A 20,146-nucleotide genomic window follows, 5' to 3' on the forward strand; every position below is an offset into this window, starting at 1 on the left:
CTTTTTTTATTAGAAAATCTTAAATCTACGTCTTAATTTAATTAAAATCATATACTTATTTTATATTCAAAAAAAGAAAATATTAAAACACTTAATAATATAATAAAATATATTTATATAAAATAATTAAGATCTGAGTGATTTAATGAAAGAATTACATGTAGTTGCCGCAATTATTAAAAAAGATAATAAAATACTTGCAACACAAAGAGGTTATGGTGAATTTAAAGGTCAATGGGAATTCCCAGGGGGCAAAATAAAAGAAAATGAAACTAAAGAAGAAGCATTAATTCGTGAAATAAAAGAAGAATTAAATGCTGATATTAGTATTGATAAATTTGTAACTGATGTTGAATACCAGTATCCTGATTTTTATCTATATATGTCATGTTATCTTTGTACATCAAAAAGTAAAATTGAACTTTTAGAACATATGAATGCTAAATGGCTAAATAAAGATGAATTAAATAGTGTTAATTGGTTACCTGCTGATATAAAAGTTGTTGAATATTTAAAAGAACTTATTTAAATAATTTAATTAAGTAAAATAGCAATTAAACAAGAAAAAATTAAAATAAAACAAATAAACTAAATTAAAAAACTAATACAATCTAAAAACAAAAAACAAATAATACAAGAAAAATAATACAACCTAAAACAAAAAAATAACAAAAAAACACACAACAACACAAAAAAGTAATACAACCTAAAACACCATAAAATAAACAAAATACAATAAAATTAAAAATGTAATAAAATTAAAAAAAAACAAGACAAAAAACACTAAAATAAACAAAAAAACAAGATAAATAAATTAAAAAAGTAAAACTAAATAAACAATAATTCTAATTTTATAAAAACATCTAATTTTATAAAAACACTAATAAAATTATAATATTAAGGGGATAAAATGGATTATAATGAAAATATCATTGATGGTGCTAAAACAGCATTTATTGATGAAAATCATCAATCATATGAAGAGTTTAAACCTGAACTTATTGTAAATAAAAAAGGAGAAAAGGTATTAAATTCAATTAAAGAAGAACTTCAGAAATGTGATGAATTTTATATTAGTGTTGCATTTATTACAATGGGTGGTTTAACACCATTACTTCAAGATTTAAAAGAACTTGAAGAGAGAAGTATTAAAGGTAAAATATTAACTACAGATTATTTAAATTTCACTGAACCTAAAGCATTAAAAAAACTTAATGAATTTAGTAATATTGAAGTTAAAATATATACTGAAGAATCTGAAGGATTTCATACAAAAGGATACATCTTTAAACAAGGTAATATTTATCAAGCAATTGTAGGAAGTTCAAATCTTACTATGAATGCTTTAACAATAAATAAAGAATGGAATGTTGGTTTCTCCTCACTTAACAATGGTGAAATATTAAATGATATTATTCATGAATTCAATGATTTATGGGATAAATCAAAGGATATTGATGATGTAATAGATGAATATGAATCTATTTACAAACATTATAAAAACTTCACAAGATTCAATAAAAATTATATTGAAATAAAACATGAAAATATTGAGGATATAGAACCTAATTTAATGCAGAAAGAATTTCTTAAGAATTTACGTAAATTAATACAAAAAGGTGAAAATAAAGCACTTCTTGTATCAGCAACAGGTACTGGTAAAACTTATGCTGCAGCATTTGCAGTAAATGATTTTAAACCTAAAAAATTTTTATTTATTGTTCACAGAGAACAAATTGCAAAACAAGCAATAAAAACCTTTAAAAAAGTATTTAAAAATGAAGATAATAAATTTGGATTATTATCTGGAAACTCTAAATCATATGATAAAGATTATATTTTCTCTACAATACAAACAATGTCAAAAGATGATGTATATACAAAGTTTAGAGAAGATGAATTTGACTATATTGTAATTGATGAAGTACATAAAGCAGGAGCAAATAGCTATCTAAAAATCTTAAATTATTTTAAACCTAAATTCATACTTGGAATGAGTGCTTCACCAGACAGAACAGATAATTTTAATATTTATGAATTATTTGATTATAATGTTCCTCTTGATATTAGACTTCAAGATGCACTTGATGAAGATTTACTATGTCCATTTCACTATTTCGGTATAAGTGATCTTGAAATTAATGGTAAATCAAGAGAAGATACAAGTGATTTTAATTTTCTAGTATCAAATGATAGAGTAAATTATCTAATTGAAAAATCAGAATATTATGGATATTCAGGAAATAGACGAAAAGCACTTGGATTTTGTAGTATTAAAAAAGAAGCAAAAAAATTAGCAAAAGAATTTACAAAAAGAGGATATCCATCAATAGCATTAACTGGTGATAATACCCAAGATGAAAGAGAAGAAGCAATAAACAGATTAACAAATGAATCTTATCATGATAAAATAGAATTTATATTTACAGTAGATATCTTTAATGAAGGTGTAGATATTCCAGAAGTTAATCAGATTCTTTTAATTAGACCTACACAGTCCTCAATCGTATTTATACAACAATTAGGAAGAGGTCTTCGTAAATATGAAAATAAAGAATATGTTGTTATAATTGATTTTATTGGAAACTATAAAAATAATTTCCTTATACCAATAGCATTATCTGGTGATAAAACCTTTGATAAAGATAATATACGTAAATATGTAATTGAAGGAAATAAAACAATTTCTGGATCATCATCAATAAACTTTGATATAATATCTAAAAAAAGAATATATGAATCAATTAATAATACAAACTTCTCAAAAATTACATTATTTAAAGAAAAATATCAAAATCTTAAATTTAAATTAGGAAGAATACCTTATCTTATAGATTTCTATAAAAATGGAGAATTTGATCCATCATTAATACTTAATCATAATAGCTTTGATACATATTATAACTTCCTAAAAAAAGTTGAAAAAGATTATGATAAATACTTATCAGATAAAGAAATTAAATCATTAAAATTCATTACAGATAATTTTTCAAATGGAAAAAGACCACATGAACTAATAATGCTTAAATTATTAATATATAATAAATATTTTACAATAAAACAAGTTGAAGATTGTCTACTAAAATATAATATAGAAAATGATTTTAAGTCAATTAAAAGTTCATTTAATATATTTGATTTTGAATTCTTTGTAAAAAATGATAAAAAGAAATATGAAAATATTAAATTCTTTGAATTTGATAAAGAAGACTTAGAAAATTTATCTAATTTTAAAAATAAAGAATATAAAATCACAAAAGAATTTAATGAATTTATAAATCATCAAACATATAATAAACACTTAAATGATTTAATTGACTATGGATTATTAAAATATGAAGATAAATATAATATGCAAACAGAAGGAGTTAATCTTAAATTATATGAAAAATATTCAAGAAAAGATGTATGTAGACTTCTAAATTGGCCACATGATGATAGTTCAACATTATATGGTTATAGAATTAAACATAATACTTGTCCAATATTTGTAACCTATGAGAAAAAAGAAGATATTTCAAGTAGTACACAATATGAAGATGAATTTGAATCTAAAAATATCTTTAGTTGGTTAACAAGATCAAATGTTAAAATTGAAAGTAAAGAGCCACAATTAATAATTAATAATAAAGATCTTAAAATACATTTATTTATTAAAAAACATGATAGTGAAGGAAAAGATTTTTACTATATAGGACAAGTAAAACCAATTAAATGGAAAGAAACTACAATAAAAAATGATAAAGGACAAGAATTACCTGTTGTAAACTTTAAATACAAATTAGATAATCCAATAAAAGAAGATCTTTATAATTACTTTATAACAGAAATAAATGATGATGATATTTAAAATATAATTAAAATATTACATGAATATAAAATAAATTAGATCATTAAAACTAGAAAAATACACAATTAAAACAATATAAGTAATAAATTAAGAATTTATTTATAAAATTTCATCAATAGGTGATTTTTCAACACCTAAAACATCCCTTTCAAGGGATTCTTCCATCATTAATTTATAAATAATAACAGAATCAACATCTTCATCAATAATATTTTTTAAACCATCTACAACTATTTTAAACTCACTTTTTGTTAATTCCCCTTCAAAAACAGAATTTTGAATCCAAAATAAATATCGTCTTAAAAAACTTTTTACTTTATTTACTCTATCTACATTAATATCATAAACAATTATTACATACATAAAATTTACCACCAAATAACAAACGGACTATACATTTCCATCCCTAAAAAGTGTTTTTTAAGTTTATATGCTTCTAATCTAATTAAACGTTGATAAGATACTTTTCTTCCTAAATCTTTATGTTTAATAGTTTTTTCTAAACGTTTATTATATTCTTTAATAAATGTTTTTCTACCTTTATCATTTAATAAACAACAATTAAGATCTTGATTAAAATCTTTTTTTGTAATCATTTTCTTATTAACTAAATAAAATATAATCCTATCTACTAAAATTGGTTTAAATATCTCACTTAAATCTAATGATAAAGAAAACCTTCTTTCAGAAGGTTCATGAAGATATGAAATAGTGGGATTTAATTGTGTATTATAAATTTCAGATAATACTGTAGAATACATTAAAGAATTACCAAAACTAATTAAAGAATTTACCATATTTTTAGGAGGTTTAGATCTACCTTCCATTTTAAATTCTTCTGGAAGTATATCATCAAAATAATTATAATACTCTGAACGTATTCTACCTTCAACATTCATAACTTCAGTAATTCTTTTAGCATCTTTTAATTCTTTTAAAGTATTTTTAATATTATTATCAATTTTATAATAAGATAAAACTTTAAGTATATTTTTTGCTGAACCTTCAACAAAAAGTTTAGCTAATTTTAATCTTTTACTAAAATTAAGATAATGTTCTGCTTGTTTTATTAATAAATCTCCAGAAAGCAAAGATTCCCTAGGATAAAAACTACCATTATAAAAACCATAATAATTAAAAAAATGAATAGGAATTCCTTCCTTTGCAAAAAGATTAATTACTTGTGATGAAATTGTAATTTGACCATAAGCATAAACACTATAAACTTTATTAATAGGTAATGGTTTTTTACCCTTTTTATTAACAAAATATATAGTATTTTCTTTCCTTTTTAAAATTCCCTCAGATAATAAATAGTAATTCTTTTTAGACATAAAACCCCTCAATTAACAAAAACAAAATTCAAAATAAGCACATTTTCTACAAATCCTTGATTTTTTAGGTTTAGGAATATCTGAACAGATTATTTTATTAATATCAAATAGAGTACTTTCTAATTCTTTTTCTTTTTCCGAGATAAGTTCTATTTTAAACATTTTTCTATTTAAAGGATAATTTAAATAGCCAACAACATTATTTAATCCTTTTTCTTTTTTCAAATAATAAATATAATATAATAATTGAAATTCATGAGATTTTTTCATAGATTGAGTTTTCTTAACCTCATGAATTTCAATTGGATTATTATGTTTAATAAAATCCACATTTATTAAATTATCAATTAAAACTTCATTATCCTTTTTATAAGAATCTTCATGTAAAGTTTTACCAAATTTAACATTATCAGATTCTTGTTCCATATGAATATTATGAGAAAAAAGCCATAATTTAGTTTTACAAATATAATAATAATTTATTTGAGTTCCATTAATTGAAATCATTTTAATCACTAAAAAAATTTAGTTATCACAGGTTTAAAATTAAATCCTTTTTTAATAGAATAAAATGATTCTTCATCATCCCCAATTTTATCTTCATCCAATATATAGAAGAAATTAAATTTATCCCATTCTTTAATTTCATCATATAAATCATCAAATTTATTAACACTAATATTTATTAAAAATTTATATAAAATTGATGAAAATTCTTTTTTAATAAGTTTGTAATAATTAAAATCTTTATTTTTATTATCAAAAATAGATTTATAATAATTTAATAAATTTTTACCATTTATCATATTTTTATAATATAAATTCTCATTAATCTCACTAGATTTATTTTTAATAAAATTTAATTCATTTATGGAAAAAATAAAATCTTTTTTATGATTATTATAAAACTCAATAAAATCATCATTATCTAAATTTTCCCAAATATTAAAATTTTTATTTAAATTTAATGAATCAACAAATATATTTAAATTAGTGCAAATAAAAATGGAAAATTGCTCTTGATCATTATCAATAATATTGATTCCCGTATCTTTATTTAATAATTTTGAATATTCTATATTATTTAAAAATTTAATATTATCCCTATCAATAAAATTAAATTTTGATTCTTTTATATCATTATTAAGATTAATTAATTCTGAAACATTATCATAATATTTAGAGATATCTTCAAAATTATAATTTGATGATTCATTAATTAATTTTTCAGTAGATTTAATCCTTGTTTCTTGTTCCTCATCATTATAAATATATTCATAATAATTTTTTTTAGAATCATTTAATTTGATTAAATAAACATTACCTTTTTGATTAAAGTCATTAAAACGAATAGCTAATTCTCCATTTCTATTACAACGTCCTTTAACTTGTTCAATTGAGTCTAAAATAGCATAATCTCGAATAACAAAATCAAAACTTACATCAACACCTGCTTCAATACTTTGAGTACTTATTAAAATATATCTTTTATTTAAATTTTCATCCATATGATTTATTTTTGAAATAATTTCTTTCTTAGTAGATGGAATTAAACTAGAATTTAATAAATCAATTTCAAAATCATATTCTTTAGAATATTTACTTAAATAATCAAATATTAATCTAGAAGATTTAATTGTATTAAAAACCATTAATCCTTTATTATAATTTTGATTAAAATTCTTATTAATAATTTTTAATAAATAATTAATAATATCTGAATAATTTTCTTTAGTTAATTCAAAAGATTTAATTTCATCATAGGTTTTAGTTCTTTTAAATAATTCATGATTGAAATATTTTGAAGGATTTTCAATTAATGAAATATTTGAGTATTTTAAGTTTGATTCAGAATCTAATTTTAATTTATCAAAATTAGGTAAAGTAGCACTCATTATAATAAAATAAATATTATAATTATTTGATAATTCATTGATTATATAATACAAACTATTCCAATTTTTTAAAGGTAAGGATTGAATCTCATCTAATATAATAACGGAATTAGCTAATGCAGATAATTTATATTTATATTTTTTATTATTTTTTATTATACTATTAAATAAACTAACAAATGTAGTACAAACAACAGGATAATCAAAAAAATCATCATTTAATAAAAATCCATATTTAACTTCATTCGAATTATTAAAAAATAAAGTTTCAGAACCAGAATAAATTTTCCTAATCTCACCTTTATCCTCAGACATTTTAAAAGAATCGCAAATTACATCAAAATTTTGTTCAATAATATTAATAAAAGGCATAGCATAAATAATTCTATTAGCAGTAGTGTTATTAATAATATCTAAAGCTAACTTCATAGAAGTATTTGTCTTTCCACCTCCAGTAGGCATATTTAAAAAGAAAACTTTATTTTTATTAATATTTTTAACTAAATTAAAAGATGCTTCTAATAACATATTTTTTCGTAAAATATTAATATCTTTAATATTTTCTAAAGAATCCAAAATCAAACTATCATAAGATAAACTTTGGTTATATTTTTTATTATAAAATGATGAAAACATTTTATTTTTTAAACTTATATTAATTCTGTTATTAAAATTCAATTTTTTTACATATTTAACACTAAAGTTATACTTATTACTAGCAAAAACATCAGATACTATTAATAAAGAATAAATGTACATATAAAAAAATGAAAATGAACTATCATTATTATTAATTTGTTTTTTTAAAAAATTAGATGTAGAATTTTGAAGTTCATTAAACTTATATATAGAAAAATTTCTATTATCAATTTCTTCTTTACTAGATAAATTTAAATATAATAAAATTAAACAAAAGGTATTCCATTCATTATCATCTATATCATATGAAAAAAGTTTATCACTTAAAATATCTTTTATTGAAGTATGATGTCCATAAATTGTATAAGCTAATATTAATAAAAACAATTTATTTTCATTAAAAATAGATTTAAATTTTGATATAAAAATCAAAGAACCAATAATTGAATGATTTTCAGTTAAATAAGGTACAAAATCTTTAATTGAATATTTTTCTAAAAAATTTACCTGTTTAATACGAATTTTAGTATTATATAAATTTAAACGATTAATTTGAAAATTAAATGAAATTTTTCCAATATCATGAAGACAAATAGTATACAAAATAATTTCATTGAATTCATTAAATGATAAATTTATATTATTTCCTTGAGAAAATTTATTATAAAAATTTTTAATTACTTCATTATCCACTAAATTATTAAAAACATATAATGTCTTTTTAATATGATCTATAAGATATTCATCAGTATGAGCATAAATGTAAAAAATATCATCATTTAATTTAATAAATGATGAATCAAAATTATATTTTAAATTAAAGAAATCCATTTTTTATCTCCAATTTCACATAATTCCAAAAAACAATTTTCTTTTAATATAATATTTGAAAAATAACATTTTTCATTATTATTCATTGCATAAAATGAAATTGGTGAAAATTTAAAATCAACAAAATTTTCTCTTCTAATCGGATAATCATGTATAAAATATTCATAAAAACTTTCTAATTTTCTAGAATTCCCTGAAGAAAATAATAATTTTCTAGAATTAACTTTTTCAGATTTTAAATCTGCATGAATAACATTTTTTCGATTAAGAGTTCCATAAATTCCATTTCCACAATCAAAGAAATTATTTTTATTAGAATTATCTAATTTAAATATTTCACAATTAGAAACATTAATAAATTTATAATTTAATAAAAATTCATTTTTACCCATATACAAATTAAAAAATGATTTTTGAGATTTTATTCTATCTAAAAATATACTTTTTTCAGAATCTAATGAATCTGGGAAAATAATAAATAATTTATAATAAGGATTAATTAAAACATCTTGACGAAAATTTTTTATACCCTCATTAGAAACCTGATTAAATGTTACTCTTTTTGTTTTTAAAGAAAATAATGGTTGAATAGATACTTTAATATCATTAAGTTTTTCAATAGAATATTTTTTAATACCTTTTTCATCAGTGAAATCATTAAATTTATAACCTAAAATTGCACCAATCATACCAATTATAGAAGTTTTTGGTGGAATAAAATAAGTTAACATTCCACCACTATTTGAAAAAGGTTTAATAAAAGAACCAAATTTACTCCAAATATCTAATTCTATAATATTCATATAAATTACCTAATATCATTATTATTTATTAAATCAATAGGATTATAAAATGAAAATTTATTTTTTAAACTTTTATTAATATTATCTTTATCATCATTTGAATCAATATTAACATTATTATTTAATAAAGTTAAATCATTAGAATCATAATAAAAGTTAACATTTTCAATAAATTCATTATAATTATCTAATTTTTTAATTAATTTATCACAATTAAATTTAATTTTTTCTTTATTTAATTTATGTTCTTTTTTATTAGAAACTTCAATTAATTCTTTTAATTCACCAATATTTAAAATAGTATTATCAATATTTTTAAATTTTATTAAAATTAATAATTTAGAATCTGTTTTTTTACTTGTTGATTTCCTTAAATTAGTTCCAAACCATAAAGATCTTTTAAATAAATTTAAATCAGAATTTAATAATAAACCAGGATAATTATTTGGATTTATACTAATATCATAAGAAATTATAGCATCATCAACTACTGCTTCAGAACCATTAGTTTTTTGCTTACCAGACTCTGTTGCAAAAGGAGCTCCAATTTGAAGACGTTTAATTTGTGCATCATTAATATCAATACCATAACTTAATTGAATAGGACCATAAATTTGTTTAGAATCACTGTCTTTAAAACTAAATGTTCCTCCAAACATTCTAACATCAGGAGAATTTTCTAACAATAATTGAAATTTTTCTTCATACTTTAATTCTTTTTCATTACTAAATAATAAACTAAAAACATCATCTCTATTTTTAAATTTATTATCTTCTTCATTTGCATCTTCTGTTAATCTTGGAAAAAAGAATACAATATTTTTATTATTATCCAAATCTTCAACAGATTCATGAATATATTTTCTGATATTATATTTAATACATTTATCTGTAGTAAATACATTTCCATCAAAATTTCTAGGAGAATTATCTACAAAATCACCATTAGGATTTCCTAATATAGTTTCAGTTACATATATACCTTGATAATAATTTTTAACAGAATTGTTACTATCATCCATAATATCACCTATTAACATTTTTTTAAAATTTTTATATATAAAATTTGAAGTTAACTATCATTACTACCATAACTAGAAGATAAAATATTTTCTGTATAATAACCAGTAAATATTAATAATAAATAATCTTCAAAATAAAAATCTCCCTCTTCATTAAATAAACTATCTAAATTTTGTTCTAAAACTTTAAAAATAAATTTACCTTTTTTATTCATTTTTTCAATATAATAATTATTTTTTTGTAAAACTTCAGTTGTAAATAATTTAAGAATATTATTTTTATTACAATTTAAAACAAAATTAGAAAAAATTTCTCCATTTTTATTATTTCTTCTTTTAGAATTATCAATTAATGCAATAAATTGTCCTAATAAATAATATTTTAATGAAGGATTTTTATCTACTAAATCAAAAATATAATTTTCATCACTACTAGAAATTTTATTACTATTATCTTTATTATATTTTGAAAAAACATCTTTTAAGTTTTTTACATCATCTTTATTTAACATATTATTCTCCAAAAATTCATTAATTAACATAAAATAATAATTTAAATTCATTAAAATTGAATCTTTATAAGATTTTTTATTATTAGTATTTTTTTGATATTTAAACAATAAATTCATTAATATTTCATTTAACATTTTTTTATTTAATGAATCAGTATTTAATTCATATATGAAACTAAAAATACTATCCATATATTTAACAAATATTGAAACTGTTTTAGAATCAAAACCATTTAAAATACCTTTATCTCCAGTAATATCTTTCAGGTAAATTTCATAAAAATTATATAATTTAAGATATTTTATACCATCTTTATTAATATTAATAAAAAATGATTTAAAAATATCTTCTAAATCAAATAAATTATTTATATAATTTTTATCTTTACTAATATCAAAATTTAAAGACTCTCCAAATAAATAATTACACTTATTATCTTTATCATATAATTTAATATCTTTATTAAATTCAACTAAAAATGCTTGATAATTTTCAACATATTTATTAATTATATATGTATTACCTTTACCTTCAGTATAAAAAATCAAATCATAATTAAAATTATTAGAATTATCTTTTAAAAACTCATTAATTTTAGAAAATACTGGCTTATCTAAATTAGATATTTTTGAAAAAGATTCATAATTTTTAGATTCTTTCATTTTCGGTATAATAATAGGAGCATTTAAATTATTTTTCAAATTATCTTCAGCAATACGTAAATACGAATTACATTTATTACATAATCTTAATCGTGCATTATTCATTTTATTTGAATAATTAAATGAATAATATTCACCTAATGCATAACTTCCTAATATAGGATAAGTTATAGTTTTTTCACCACAAAAAGAACATACTCCTTCATCAAAATTTTTAACATTTTCCTTTCTTTTTTTAAAAATTTTAGAATAAAATATAAATAAATCATTTATTAAATCTAATTCATCATTAAAACAACATGCTAAATAAAAATTAGATTTTTCTTTTTTAATATATTTATCCGAATCTTTAAAAGCAATAATTTTTGATATAATAATATCTGCATTATCTAAAATAAAATTATAATACTTTATTATTAATGAAGAAATTTCATCCAAAGAATGATTTTTAAAAAATGATAAAAAAATTGATTTTTTAGAATCATTTAGAGGACAAACCTTTAAAAAATTATTAAAATCTTCATAAATTATATTTAATACTGCAACAAATTCTTTATTTTTTTTATTAGCATTTTTTTTATTAGCATTAATAGAACGTTCAATCTTTTTTTTAAACTTCTTTATTTTATTATTATCTAATTTTCCTTTTTTCATAAAATTATTATCTAATTTAATAAAAAATGGAGATAAACCTAATAAATTTGATTTAGAAGGAATCATAAACCTTTGATCAGTTGATATTAAAAAATCATCATGAAAAATTGAATTTTCAAAATAATTATTAAAATTAAAAGATTCCTTTTTATAAAATTCATCATTTAACTCAAACTCATTATTATTAAATTGAACTAATAAAATACAATCTTTACCCTTTGTAGTTTTTCCAAAACGATCTAAATTATTTTCAGACAACCATTTACCATACTCAATTAAATCATAAATCATATAATAATTCACCTAAAAATTAAATTAAATTTATTAAACCAAAGCCCATAGCTGATTTTTCTCCTAAACCCGCATCATAAGCAAATTTTAACAACTCTTGATCTCCTTCTAAAATTAAATCCATCATATAAGCCCTATGAAAAGTTTTCTTATCATCTTTTTCAATTGAAATTCTTTTACCTTTAACATTTCTCATTTCTGAATATATTTTAACTTTTTTATCAGTCTTATCTAATTTATAAAAATCTAAATATCTATTAATCAAATTATTTTCCAAATTTTTAAAAAATTCATCAGAAGGTGCAAGATCCCAAATTTTTAAAACACCATTAACTTCTTTTTTAATTCTTACAATTATTGGAGATAATGTCTTAACATTAATCTTATTTTTAATATCAGGAATTGGAAGTAATTCAACTTTCTGTATAAAAAGATCTTCTCCAATAAAATTAACAGTTAAATCATTAAGGAATCCTTCAACAAGACTTTTAATTAAGTAATCATCAGGTGAAGAAATTATAAAATCAATCATCCCATTTTGAGATAAAAAACCATTTTTCATAATTTTAAAATTATGTATATGTAATTGAGAAAATGTAAAATATTTATAAGATTGTGAAGAATGTAACTTTTTAGCAAAATCTAAATCAGCAATTTTATTATATATAATAGCAGATAAAATGTGATTATAATTAAATGGTATTGTTAGTTTATTCTTCTTTGATTTTAGAAAAATTTTAATTCTCATATTCACACACCCAATTAATATTAATTTATTATTAAATAATATATAATATTTTCGATATAATTTAAAATATTTTTTTAAAAATTATATAATATAATAAATAAAATTTAAATATAAATTTAAATATAAATTTAAATTATGAACATAATTTTAATAATAAATATATTTGAAAAAAATAATTACTTTTTAGTAGAAATATAATAAGAAATAAATATTTAACTATTTATTTTTTACTTTTAAAAAGATAAAACATTAATTAAATATTTTATAAAATTAAAAAATTAACATTTAATAAACAAAAAATTACTCTTTTTAAATTTATATTTATCAAGCTTAATTGAAAACTTATTCAAAAAGTTTTTATATCTTAAATTAGTTATATAATACATAATTGATTTTTAAACATTAGTTTAAAACAATTATCTATTTATTTAAAATTTTTAGAGAAAAAGATAAAATGGATACACATTTTGATTATACTGAAAAAAGAATAATCATTACAGCATTTTTCTGTGTAGCTTTTATTATTGCAAATTTAATTACTGTAAAAATTATTGATGTTAAATTTTTAGGTATGGAAGTACCTGCAGGTGTTTTAATTTATCCACTTGTATATGTTTTAACAAATGTAATTACAGAAGTTTATGGAGAAAAAGCAGCACATAGAACATTGATTTTAGGTTTATGTACTGATATATTATTTGTTTTCATGACTACATTACAATTAGTTTTACCATCTCCTGCATATTATCAAGGAGATGCAGCTTTAACATTTGTATTTACACAAACACCAAGAATTCTTGTTGCTTCATATATTAGTTATCTTATTGGTAACCTTGTAAATGCAAGATTAACTACTATTGTAAATCGTGGAACTAGTCATTTAACTATTAAAAACTTAGGTGCAATTGCTACTGGAGAATTAGTAGATAATATTATCTTCATTGGTTTAGCATTTATATTCTCAGTACCTACTATTAATGTTATAATAATGATTATTACTCACTGGTTAATTAGTTTAGTTTGGATTTGTATTGCTCAACCATTTACTGAAAGAACTGTTAAATGGGCAAGTAAAGATGCTCCAACTGAAGCTTAAATTTAAAATTTTAAAGAATTAAAAATTTAATTCTTATTTTTTTTATTTTTTAAAAATTAATTATAAAAAAAAGTAAATATAAAAAACTAATTTTTTGATAAATATCATAATATCTGCAATATATAATTTTTTAGTATTAAATAATATATATCCTTTAATATTTATTTATTCTCATTATTACGATTAGAACATTATTATTATATGAAATGCATCAAATTTAAACATTTAAATACAATTTTTTCTTTAAATCCTCCAAATAATCTTATTTTAATAAAATACCAACTGAAAAGAAGAAAACTTGTAAGAGAATTTCAATCCCAAAATAATCTTATTTTAATCTTTAAGAATTAAATTAATTGAGACTTGTGAGGCGAATTTCAATCCCAATATAATCTTATTTTAATTACTTTATTTTCTGAAAAAAATAATAATTTAAAAAGATTTCAATCTCAATATGGTCTTATTTTAATGGATTGTTGATTGATTATAATTGTACCTGTAGATGTAAATTATGATTTAATCAATGATTATATTAATATTTTATACATGGATTAGTAGACACATTGAACCAATGTACCTTTCTGCGAATGAGATTACTGTGTTCTGATTATTATATGTGTGTTTATCACGAGGTATCACCTCTAAACTATCCAATGTGAATGTGTCATCTTGACTGTCATTCCGTGGTATGGTATAACTACGAGGGAATGTTTACCCCAGTATTGTGGGATACTGATTGTCCTACCCTTATTCACCTGTCTAATCTCACATAGATTAGTCTTAACTGTTAATTTATGATTAATGATATTATCTAATGGTACCACGAGTACTGGTATATCTAATGGGAACTATGAGAATACCCTTGAACCATGTAGTTAACCGATAAAAAGTGAAAATTTTAATCCAATTTCAAAACTTGGAGCTTCAAAGATTTCAATCCAAATATAGTCTTATTTTAATCCATTATAAATCACCTTTAAACATTTTTAATTATTGAATTTCAATCCCATATAGTCTTATTTTAATCAGGTTCAGAAAATAGTTAAAGATCCACAGATGCCATTTCAATCCCAAAATGATCTTATTTTAATTTTGTATATTAGAGGAGTCTGATGTTAAGTTATGCTATTTCAATCCCAAAATGATCTTATTTTAATGAGGATATGAAAAATAAAGAGGACTTCGTTAAGATGAATTTCAATCCCAAAATAATCTTATTTTAATATATTCACATGAAAGAATCAGGTATGGTGGGACTTAATTTCAATCCCAAAATGATCTTATTTTAATTCCTAGCAGAAGTTAATAAATCAACTTTTACATCAATTTCAATCCCAAAATGGTCTTATTTTAATAACAGGTAAAGCAAAAATCGGTGGGGAATTTGATTTAATTTCAATCCCCAAATGGTCTTATTTTAATTTCATATCATCAAATATTATTTTGTTATCAGTCCGATTTCAATCCCAAAATGGTCTTATTTTAATTGAATTGTGTTGTGATGCAGTAGCTGCTGATAGCAGATTTCAATCCCAAAATGGTCTTATTTTAATTCAAGATGTTCTTTGAATTCCTTTTCCATTACAATATTTCAATCCCAAAATGGTCTTATTTTAATAACGTTATTTAGAATATAAAGGATATACTGTTTTATATTTCAATCCCAAAATGGTCTTATTTTAATTTTCTGCTTTTAATACTAATTTAAGTATTGTCTCGTATTTCAATCCCAAAATGGTCTTATTTTAATTTTTCATAATTCATTTTTTATTTCAAAAAAGGTGTATATTTCAATCCCAAAATGGTCTTATTTTAATATGAAATGAAATACTCAAAATATTTTGAGTACAAAAAATTTCAATCCCAAAATGGTCTTATTTTAATTCTTTTCAAGTCTTTCATCGAATGTTAATCCGTCGTATTTCAATCCCAAAATGGTCTTATTTTAATTCTTTCAAGCCTAGTTTTTGCTTTAGTATCTGCTAATATTTCAATCCCAAAATGGTCTTATTTTAATCAGAACAACCCTTAGAATACTTGGATAGTGAATTATATTTCAATCCCAAAATGGTCTTATTTTAATCACCATTTTTCTCTACATAGAATCCAATCCTAGAAGATTTCAATCCCAAAATGGTCTTATTTTAATACGTGAAAGGTCTCCTTGAATAGCTGGTAATGAACCAACAATCCTATTTCAATCCCAAAATGGTCTTATTTTAATGAATAATGTGAAATTCATTTTATTGTTGATTTGTGCATTTCAATCCCAAAATGGTCTTATTTTAATTATACATATATTAGTATACAAGAAAACTTTTTATATATTTCAATCCCAAAATGGTCTTATTTTAATAAGATGCAATTGATGACATGTTAACCACCGTCATTGAATTTCAATCCCAAAATGGTCTTATTTTAATTCTGTGAAGGTCATTATGTGATCTACTCAAGAGCATTTCAATCCCAAAATGGTCTTATTTTAATTACCCTATCCTTCAAGTTAACACTATCTTTATTGAATTTCAATCCCAAAATGGTCTTATTTTAATTCTATCACAGTATCATGTTCTTTTCCAATATTCCCATTTCAATCCCAAAATGGTCTTATTTTAATTTAGCAGTTCCACAATTTTCACATAATCCAGGAGTGATTTCAATCCCAAAATGGTCTTATTTTAATCCAATGTCTTTTATATTTTTGTCTCCATAATAATTTATTTCAATCCCAAAATGGTCTTATTTTAATCCTTCAGTGAACTCAAAATAAAGTTTAGCATTATCAATTTCAATCCCAAAATGGTCTTATTTTAATTTACTGATTTGCTTCTTGTACTAGATTTTGTTACTTATTTCAATCCCAAAATGGTCTTATTTTAATCTGAGATTTCACACCCTGAATCGCACCTGCAGTCTCATTTCAATCCCAAAATGGTCTTATTTTAATTGACTCTCTTAATGTAAACACGAGAATGATATAAAATTTCAATCCCAAAATGGTCTTATTTTAATTCCTCCATAATTTTTTTTTATAGTGTGAATACGAGTATTTCAATCCCAAAATGGTCTTATTTTAATTAATCCAATGTAGATTGCAAATGCAGTCCATTTATATTTCAATCCCAAAATGGTCTTATTTTAATTCTCAGCCATCATAGAAACATATAATGGGTTGATAAATTTCAATCCCAAAATGGTCTTATTTTAATTATGGGGTAATTACCCAACCTGCTTCCTCAAGGTAATTTCAATCCCAAAATGGTCTTATTTTAATCAGATACACGTGGTGCAGCAAACACTCTTGCACAGTAATTTCAATCCCAAAATGGTCTTATTTTAATTTCACATCTGAAGGAAGATTATAAAAATCCTGATTAATTTCAATCCCAAAATGGTCTTATTTTAATGGGGTATTAATGGTCTTAAACAGATAGGTCAAGCATTAATTTCAATCCCAAAATGGTCTTATTTTAATTGGACTATACATGTCCTGCTTATAGGTGACCCTGGAATATTTCAATCCCAAAATGGTCTTATTTTAATGATAAAAAAAAGAAATTAAATTGAAATTTTAAAAAAAATTTCAATCCCAAAATGGTCTTATTTTAATCAAATGATTGAGGCTGAGGCTGCAGCGTATGATAAGTATTTCAATCCCAAAATGGTCTTATTTTAATAAAAGAGTTAGCATAAGATAAAAAAATAATCTTATGCTTATTTCAATCCCAAAATGGTCTTATTTTAATAAGGTGCTGACCGTCACAGTCCTGGTGCAATTGCTAGAATGATTTCAATCCCAAAATGGTCTTATTTTAATTTTCTTTTTATTGAGATTAATAGTTCCTTTATCCTTATTTCAATCCCAAAATGGTCTTATTTTAATTAATTTTTACGGACATTATACACGTAACCCTCTTCATATTTCAATCCCAAAATGGTCTTATTTTAATACTATCAAAATTAATCCAGGGAGAAGTAATATATATATTTCAATCCCAAAATGGTCTTATTTTAATAATTATGGGCGGCTGCAAGAGTATTAGCAACATTCACATTTCAATCCCAAAATGGTCTTATTTTAATTAAAACTGCTGGTATTGTACCCCTTGTTAATGCTTAATTTCAATCCCAAAATGGTCTTATTTTAATTTTTCATAATTCATTTTTTATTTCAAAAAAGGTGTATATTTCAATCCCAAAATGGTCTTATTTTAATTAGCAAGGTAATCTTGAAGGTATCCTTTAAATTCCTATTTCAATCCCAAAATGGTCTTATTTTAATTTATATAAAAAATATGGTAGTTTAAGTGCTCATGAAATTTCAATCCCAAAATGGTCTTATTTTAATATTAGAGAAGGTAATCTTGGACCTCATACAAAATTAATTTCAATCCCAAAATGGTCTTATTTTAATAAGATTGTGCTCTCGGATGATAAATCTGAGTATTATGATTTCAATCCCAAAATGGTCTTATTTTAATAATAAAAAAGACAGAAGATGTTTATCATGCTAGTGTATTTCAATCCCAAAATGGTCTTATTTTAATGCCAGTATAAAGGTATGTGGTGACTGTAAATTCCCTATTTCAATCCCAAAATGGTCTTATTTTAATATTGAAACCATACTCTTCAGCAGGTGCTAATTCTTCATTTCAATCCCAAAATGGTCTTATTTTAATAAGCAAGGTAATGATGTTAATGTTAATATTGATAATAATCTATTTCAATCCCAAAATGGTCTTATTTTAATTTTACTGCACCGATAACATCACCTAATCCGTATTGAATTTCAATCCCAAAATGGTCTTATTTTAATTTTACCATACTTCTTCTGTATGTCTGAGAGGAGTTATTTCAATCCCAAAATGGTCTTATTTTAATATTACGACGAAGTAACATGGGAGGTATCTACAACATATTTATTTCAATCCCAAAATGGTCTTATTTTAATATTGATGAGATCATATCCTCTGGTGACTTATATTCAAATTTCAATCCCAAAATGGTCTTATTTTAATATTACATGAAAAGAATAATTGAATACATTCAAGGATTATTTCAATCCCAAAATGGTCTTATTTTAATAATTTGAGGAGTTACCTGCTTTATAATTATGAAATAATTTCAATCCCAAAATGGTCTTATTTTAATTAGATTAATGTTTTAAAGTAATGTTCATAATACTCCATTTCAATCCCAAAATGGTCTTATTTTAATTTTTTTATAGTGAAGAATATATAATATATAGTAAGAATATTTCAATCCCAAAATGGTCTTATTTTAATGAGGTATCTATGGGAGTTTCATTTCGCTGCTAGCCATATTTCAATCCCAAAATGGTCTTATTTTAATCCTACTTTTACTCTATTTTTTCTATTAGTTGTTGATTATTTCAATCCCAAAATGGTCTTATTTTAATAATAGCAATGTACTTTTTCGGTGTTGTAGATTCCGCATTTCAATCCCAAAATGGTCTTATTTTAATGCTGAGAAAAAGATGATTGAATATGAGAAAAAAGTAAATTTCAATCCCAAAATGGTCTTATTTTAATTATGTTATCGCTTTCGGTACTTGTGCATGTTATGGAATTTCAATCCCAAAATGGTCTTATTTTAATCATTAAATGTTACAGATAAAAGCATTTTAGATACAATATTTCAATCCCAAAATGGTCTTATTTTAATAGGGTCAAAATTTAGTTAAAATCTTAAACCCTATATTAATATTGTCTTAATTTTAAATATAAATTTTTCGAATAATAAAATGGAATTATATTTAAATAGATAAAAATATGAATAAATACTGAT

General features: G+C 21.6%; 11 protein-coding genes and 1 CRISPR repeat array. Of the genes, 3 read left to right on the forward strand and 8 right to left on the reverse strand.

Annotated features, from left to right (window positions below):
* The first annotated feature begins 145 nt into the window (after nucleotides 1–145).
* Nucleotides 146–529, forward strand: a complete 384-nt coding sequence (locus BGI41_RS01435) for a (deoxy)nucleoside triphosphate pyrophosphohydrolase (protein WP_088538470.1) — start codon at nucleotides 146–148, stop codon at nucleotides 527–529.
* A gap of 381 nt (nucleotides 530–910) precedes the next feature.
* Entirely contained in the window at nucleotides 911–3,850 is a 2,940-nt protein-coding gene (locus BGI41_RS01440; protein WP_088538471.1) for a DUF3427 domain-containing protein, read from the forward strand.
* A 99-nt stretch (nucleotides 3,851–3,949) separates the two neighbouring features.
* Here the strand turns inward: BGI41_RS01440 and cas2 are convergent, their stop codons facing one another.
* Genes cas2 through cas6 form a run of 8 tightly spaced genes read right to left on the reverse strand, consistent with a single transcriptional unit; the run spans nucleotide 3,950 to nucleotide 13,242 of the window.
* Nucleotides 3,950–4,213 carry a CRISPR-associated endonuclease Cas2 gene (gene cas2, locus BGI41_RS01445; protein ID WP_088538472.1) on the reverse strand — a complete coding sequence of 88 codons (264 nt, stop codon included), beginning with the start codon at nucleotides 4,211–4,213 and terminating at the stop codon, nucleotides 3,950–3,952.
* A gap of 5 nt (nucleotides 4,214–4,218) precedes the next feature.
* On the reverse strand, nucleotides 4,219–5,184 hold the full coding sequence (gene cas1b, locus BGI41_RS01450) for a type I-B CRISPR-associated endonuclease Cas1b (protein WP_088538473.1): 966 nt from the start codon (nucleotides 5,182–5,184) through the stop codon (nucleotides 4,219–4,221).
* A 12-nt stretch (nucleotides 5,185–5,196) separates the two neighbouring features.
* The gene (gene cas4, locus BGI41_RS01455; RefSeq protein WP_088538474.1) at nucleotides 5,197–5,691 is read right to left on the reverse strand and encodes a CRISPR-associated protein Cas4; all 495 of its coding nucleotides are present in this window, start codon (nucleotides 5,689–5,691) and stop codon (nucleotides 5,197–5,199) included.
* 8 nt (nucleotides 5,692–5,699) lie between these two features.
* Nucleotides 5,700–8,549 carry a CRISPR-associated helicase/endonuclease Cas3 gene (locus BGI41_RS01460; protein ID WP_088538475.1) on the reverse strand — a complete coding sequence of 950 codons (2,850 nt, stop codon included), beginning with the start codon at nucleotides 8,547–8,549 and terminating at the stop codon, nucleotides 5,700–5,702.
* Nucleotides 8,531–9,352 carry a CRISPR-associated protein Cas5 gene (gene cas5 / locus BGI41_RS01465; RefSeq protein ID WP_088538476.1) on the reverse strand — a complete coding sequence of 274 codons (822 nt, stop codon included), beginning with the start codon at nucleotides 9,350–9,352 and terminating at the stop codon, nucleotides 8,531–8,533. Before cas5 ends, BGI41_RS01460 begins: the two co-directional genes overlap by 19 nt.
* A 5-nt stretch (nucleotides 9,353–9,357) precedes the next feature.
* Complete coding sequence (locus BGI41_RS01470; protein WP_088538477.1) at nucleotides 9,358–10,374, reverse strand: type I CRISPR-associated protein Cas7; 1,017 nt, start codon at nucleotides 10,372–10,374, stop codon at nucleotides 9,358–9,360.
* 50 nt (nucleotides 10,375–10,424) lie between these two features.
* Nucleotides 10,425–12,494, reverse strand: a complete 2,070-nt coding sequence (locus BGI41_RS01475; RefSeq protein ID WP_088538478.1) for a hypothetical protein — start codon at nucleotides 12,492–12,494, stop codon at nucleotides 10,425–10,427.
* 19 nt (nucleotides 12,495–12,513) lie between these two features.
* Nucleotides 12,514–13,242: a CRISPR-associated endoribonuclease Cas6 gene (gene cas6, locus BGI41_RS01480; protein WP_088538479.1), complete on the reverse strand. Its 729-nt coding sequence runs from the start codon at nucleotides 13,240–13,242 to the stop codon at nucleotides 12,514–12,516.
* 454 nt (nucleotides 13,243–13,696) lie between these two features.
* On the opposite strand from cas6, the gene BGI41_RS01485 reads away from it, so the two are divergent.
* Nucleotides 13,697–14,338 (forward strand): queuosine precursor transporter, encoded by a 642-nt coding sequence (locus tag BGI41_RS01485; RefSeq protein ID WP_088538480.1) that lies wholly within the window; start codon nucleotides 13,697–13,699, stop codon nucleotides 14,336–14,338.
* Nucleotides 14,339–15,268: 930 nt separating this feature from the next.
* Nucleotides 15,269–20,118: direct repeats of the CRISPR family, unit length 30 nt; unit sequence ATTTCAATCCCAAAATGGTCTTATTTTAAT.
* The last annotated feature ends 28 nt before the right edge of the window (nucleotides 20,119–20,146 follow it).

Source organism: Methanobrevibacter sp. 87.7 (assembly GCF_002208625.1).
Taxonomy (GTDB): domain Archaea; phylum Methanobacteriota; class Methanobacteria; order Methanobacteriales; family Methanobacteriaceae; genus Methanarmilla.

Bases quoted from the DNA above. Each gene is read 5' to 3' on its own strand.
- BGI41_RS01435 (WP_088538470.1), top strand. From the start codon at position 146: ATGAAAGAATTACATGTAGTTGCCGCAATTATTAAAAAAGATAATAAA.
- BGI41_RS01440 (WP_088538471.1), top strand. From the start codon at position 911: ATGGATTATAATGAAAATATCATTGATGGTGCTAAAACAGCATTTATT.
- cas2 (WP_088538472.1), bottom strand. From the start codon at position 4,213: ATGTATGTAATAATTGTTTATGATATTAATGTAGATAGAGTAAATAAA.
- cas1b (WP_088538473.1), bottom strand. From the start codon at position 5,184: ATGTCTAAAAAGAATTACTATTTATTATCTGAGGGAATTTTAAAAAGG.
- cas4 (WP_088538474.1), bottom strand. From the start codon at position 5,691: ATGATTTCAATTAATGGAACTCAAATAAATTATTATTATATTTGTAAA.
- BGI41_RS01460 (WP_088538475.1), bottom strand. From the start codon at position 8,549: ATGGATTTCTTTAATTTAAAATATAATTTTGATTCATCATTTATTAAA.
- cas5 (WP_088538476.1), bottom strand. From the start codon at position 9,352: ATGAATATTATAGAATTAGATATTTGGAGTAAATTTGGTTCTTTTATT.
- BGI41_RS01470 (WP_088538477.1), bottom strand. From the start codon at position 10,374: ATGGATGATAGTAACAATTCTGTTAAAAATTATTATCAAGGTATATAT.
- BGI41_RS01475 (WP_088538478.1), bottom strand. From the start codon at position 12,494: ATGATTTATGATTTAATTGAGTATGGTAAATGGTTGTCTGAAAATAAT.
- cas6 (WP_088538479.1), bottom strand. From the start codon at position 13,242: ATGAGAATTAAAATTTTTCTAAAATCAAAGAAGAATAAACTAACAATA.
- BGI41_RS01485 (WP_088538480.1), top strand. From the start codon at position 13,697: ATGGATACACATTTTGATTATACTGAAAAAAGAATAATCATTACAGCA.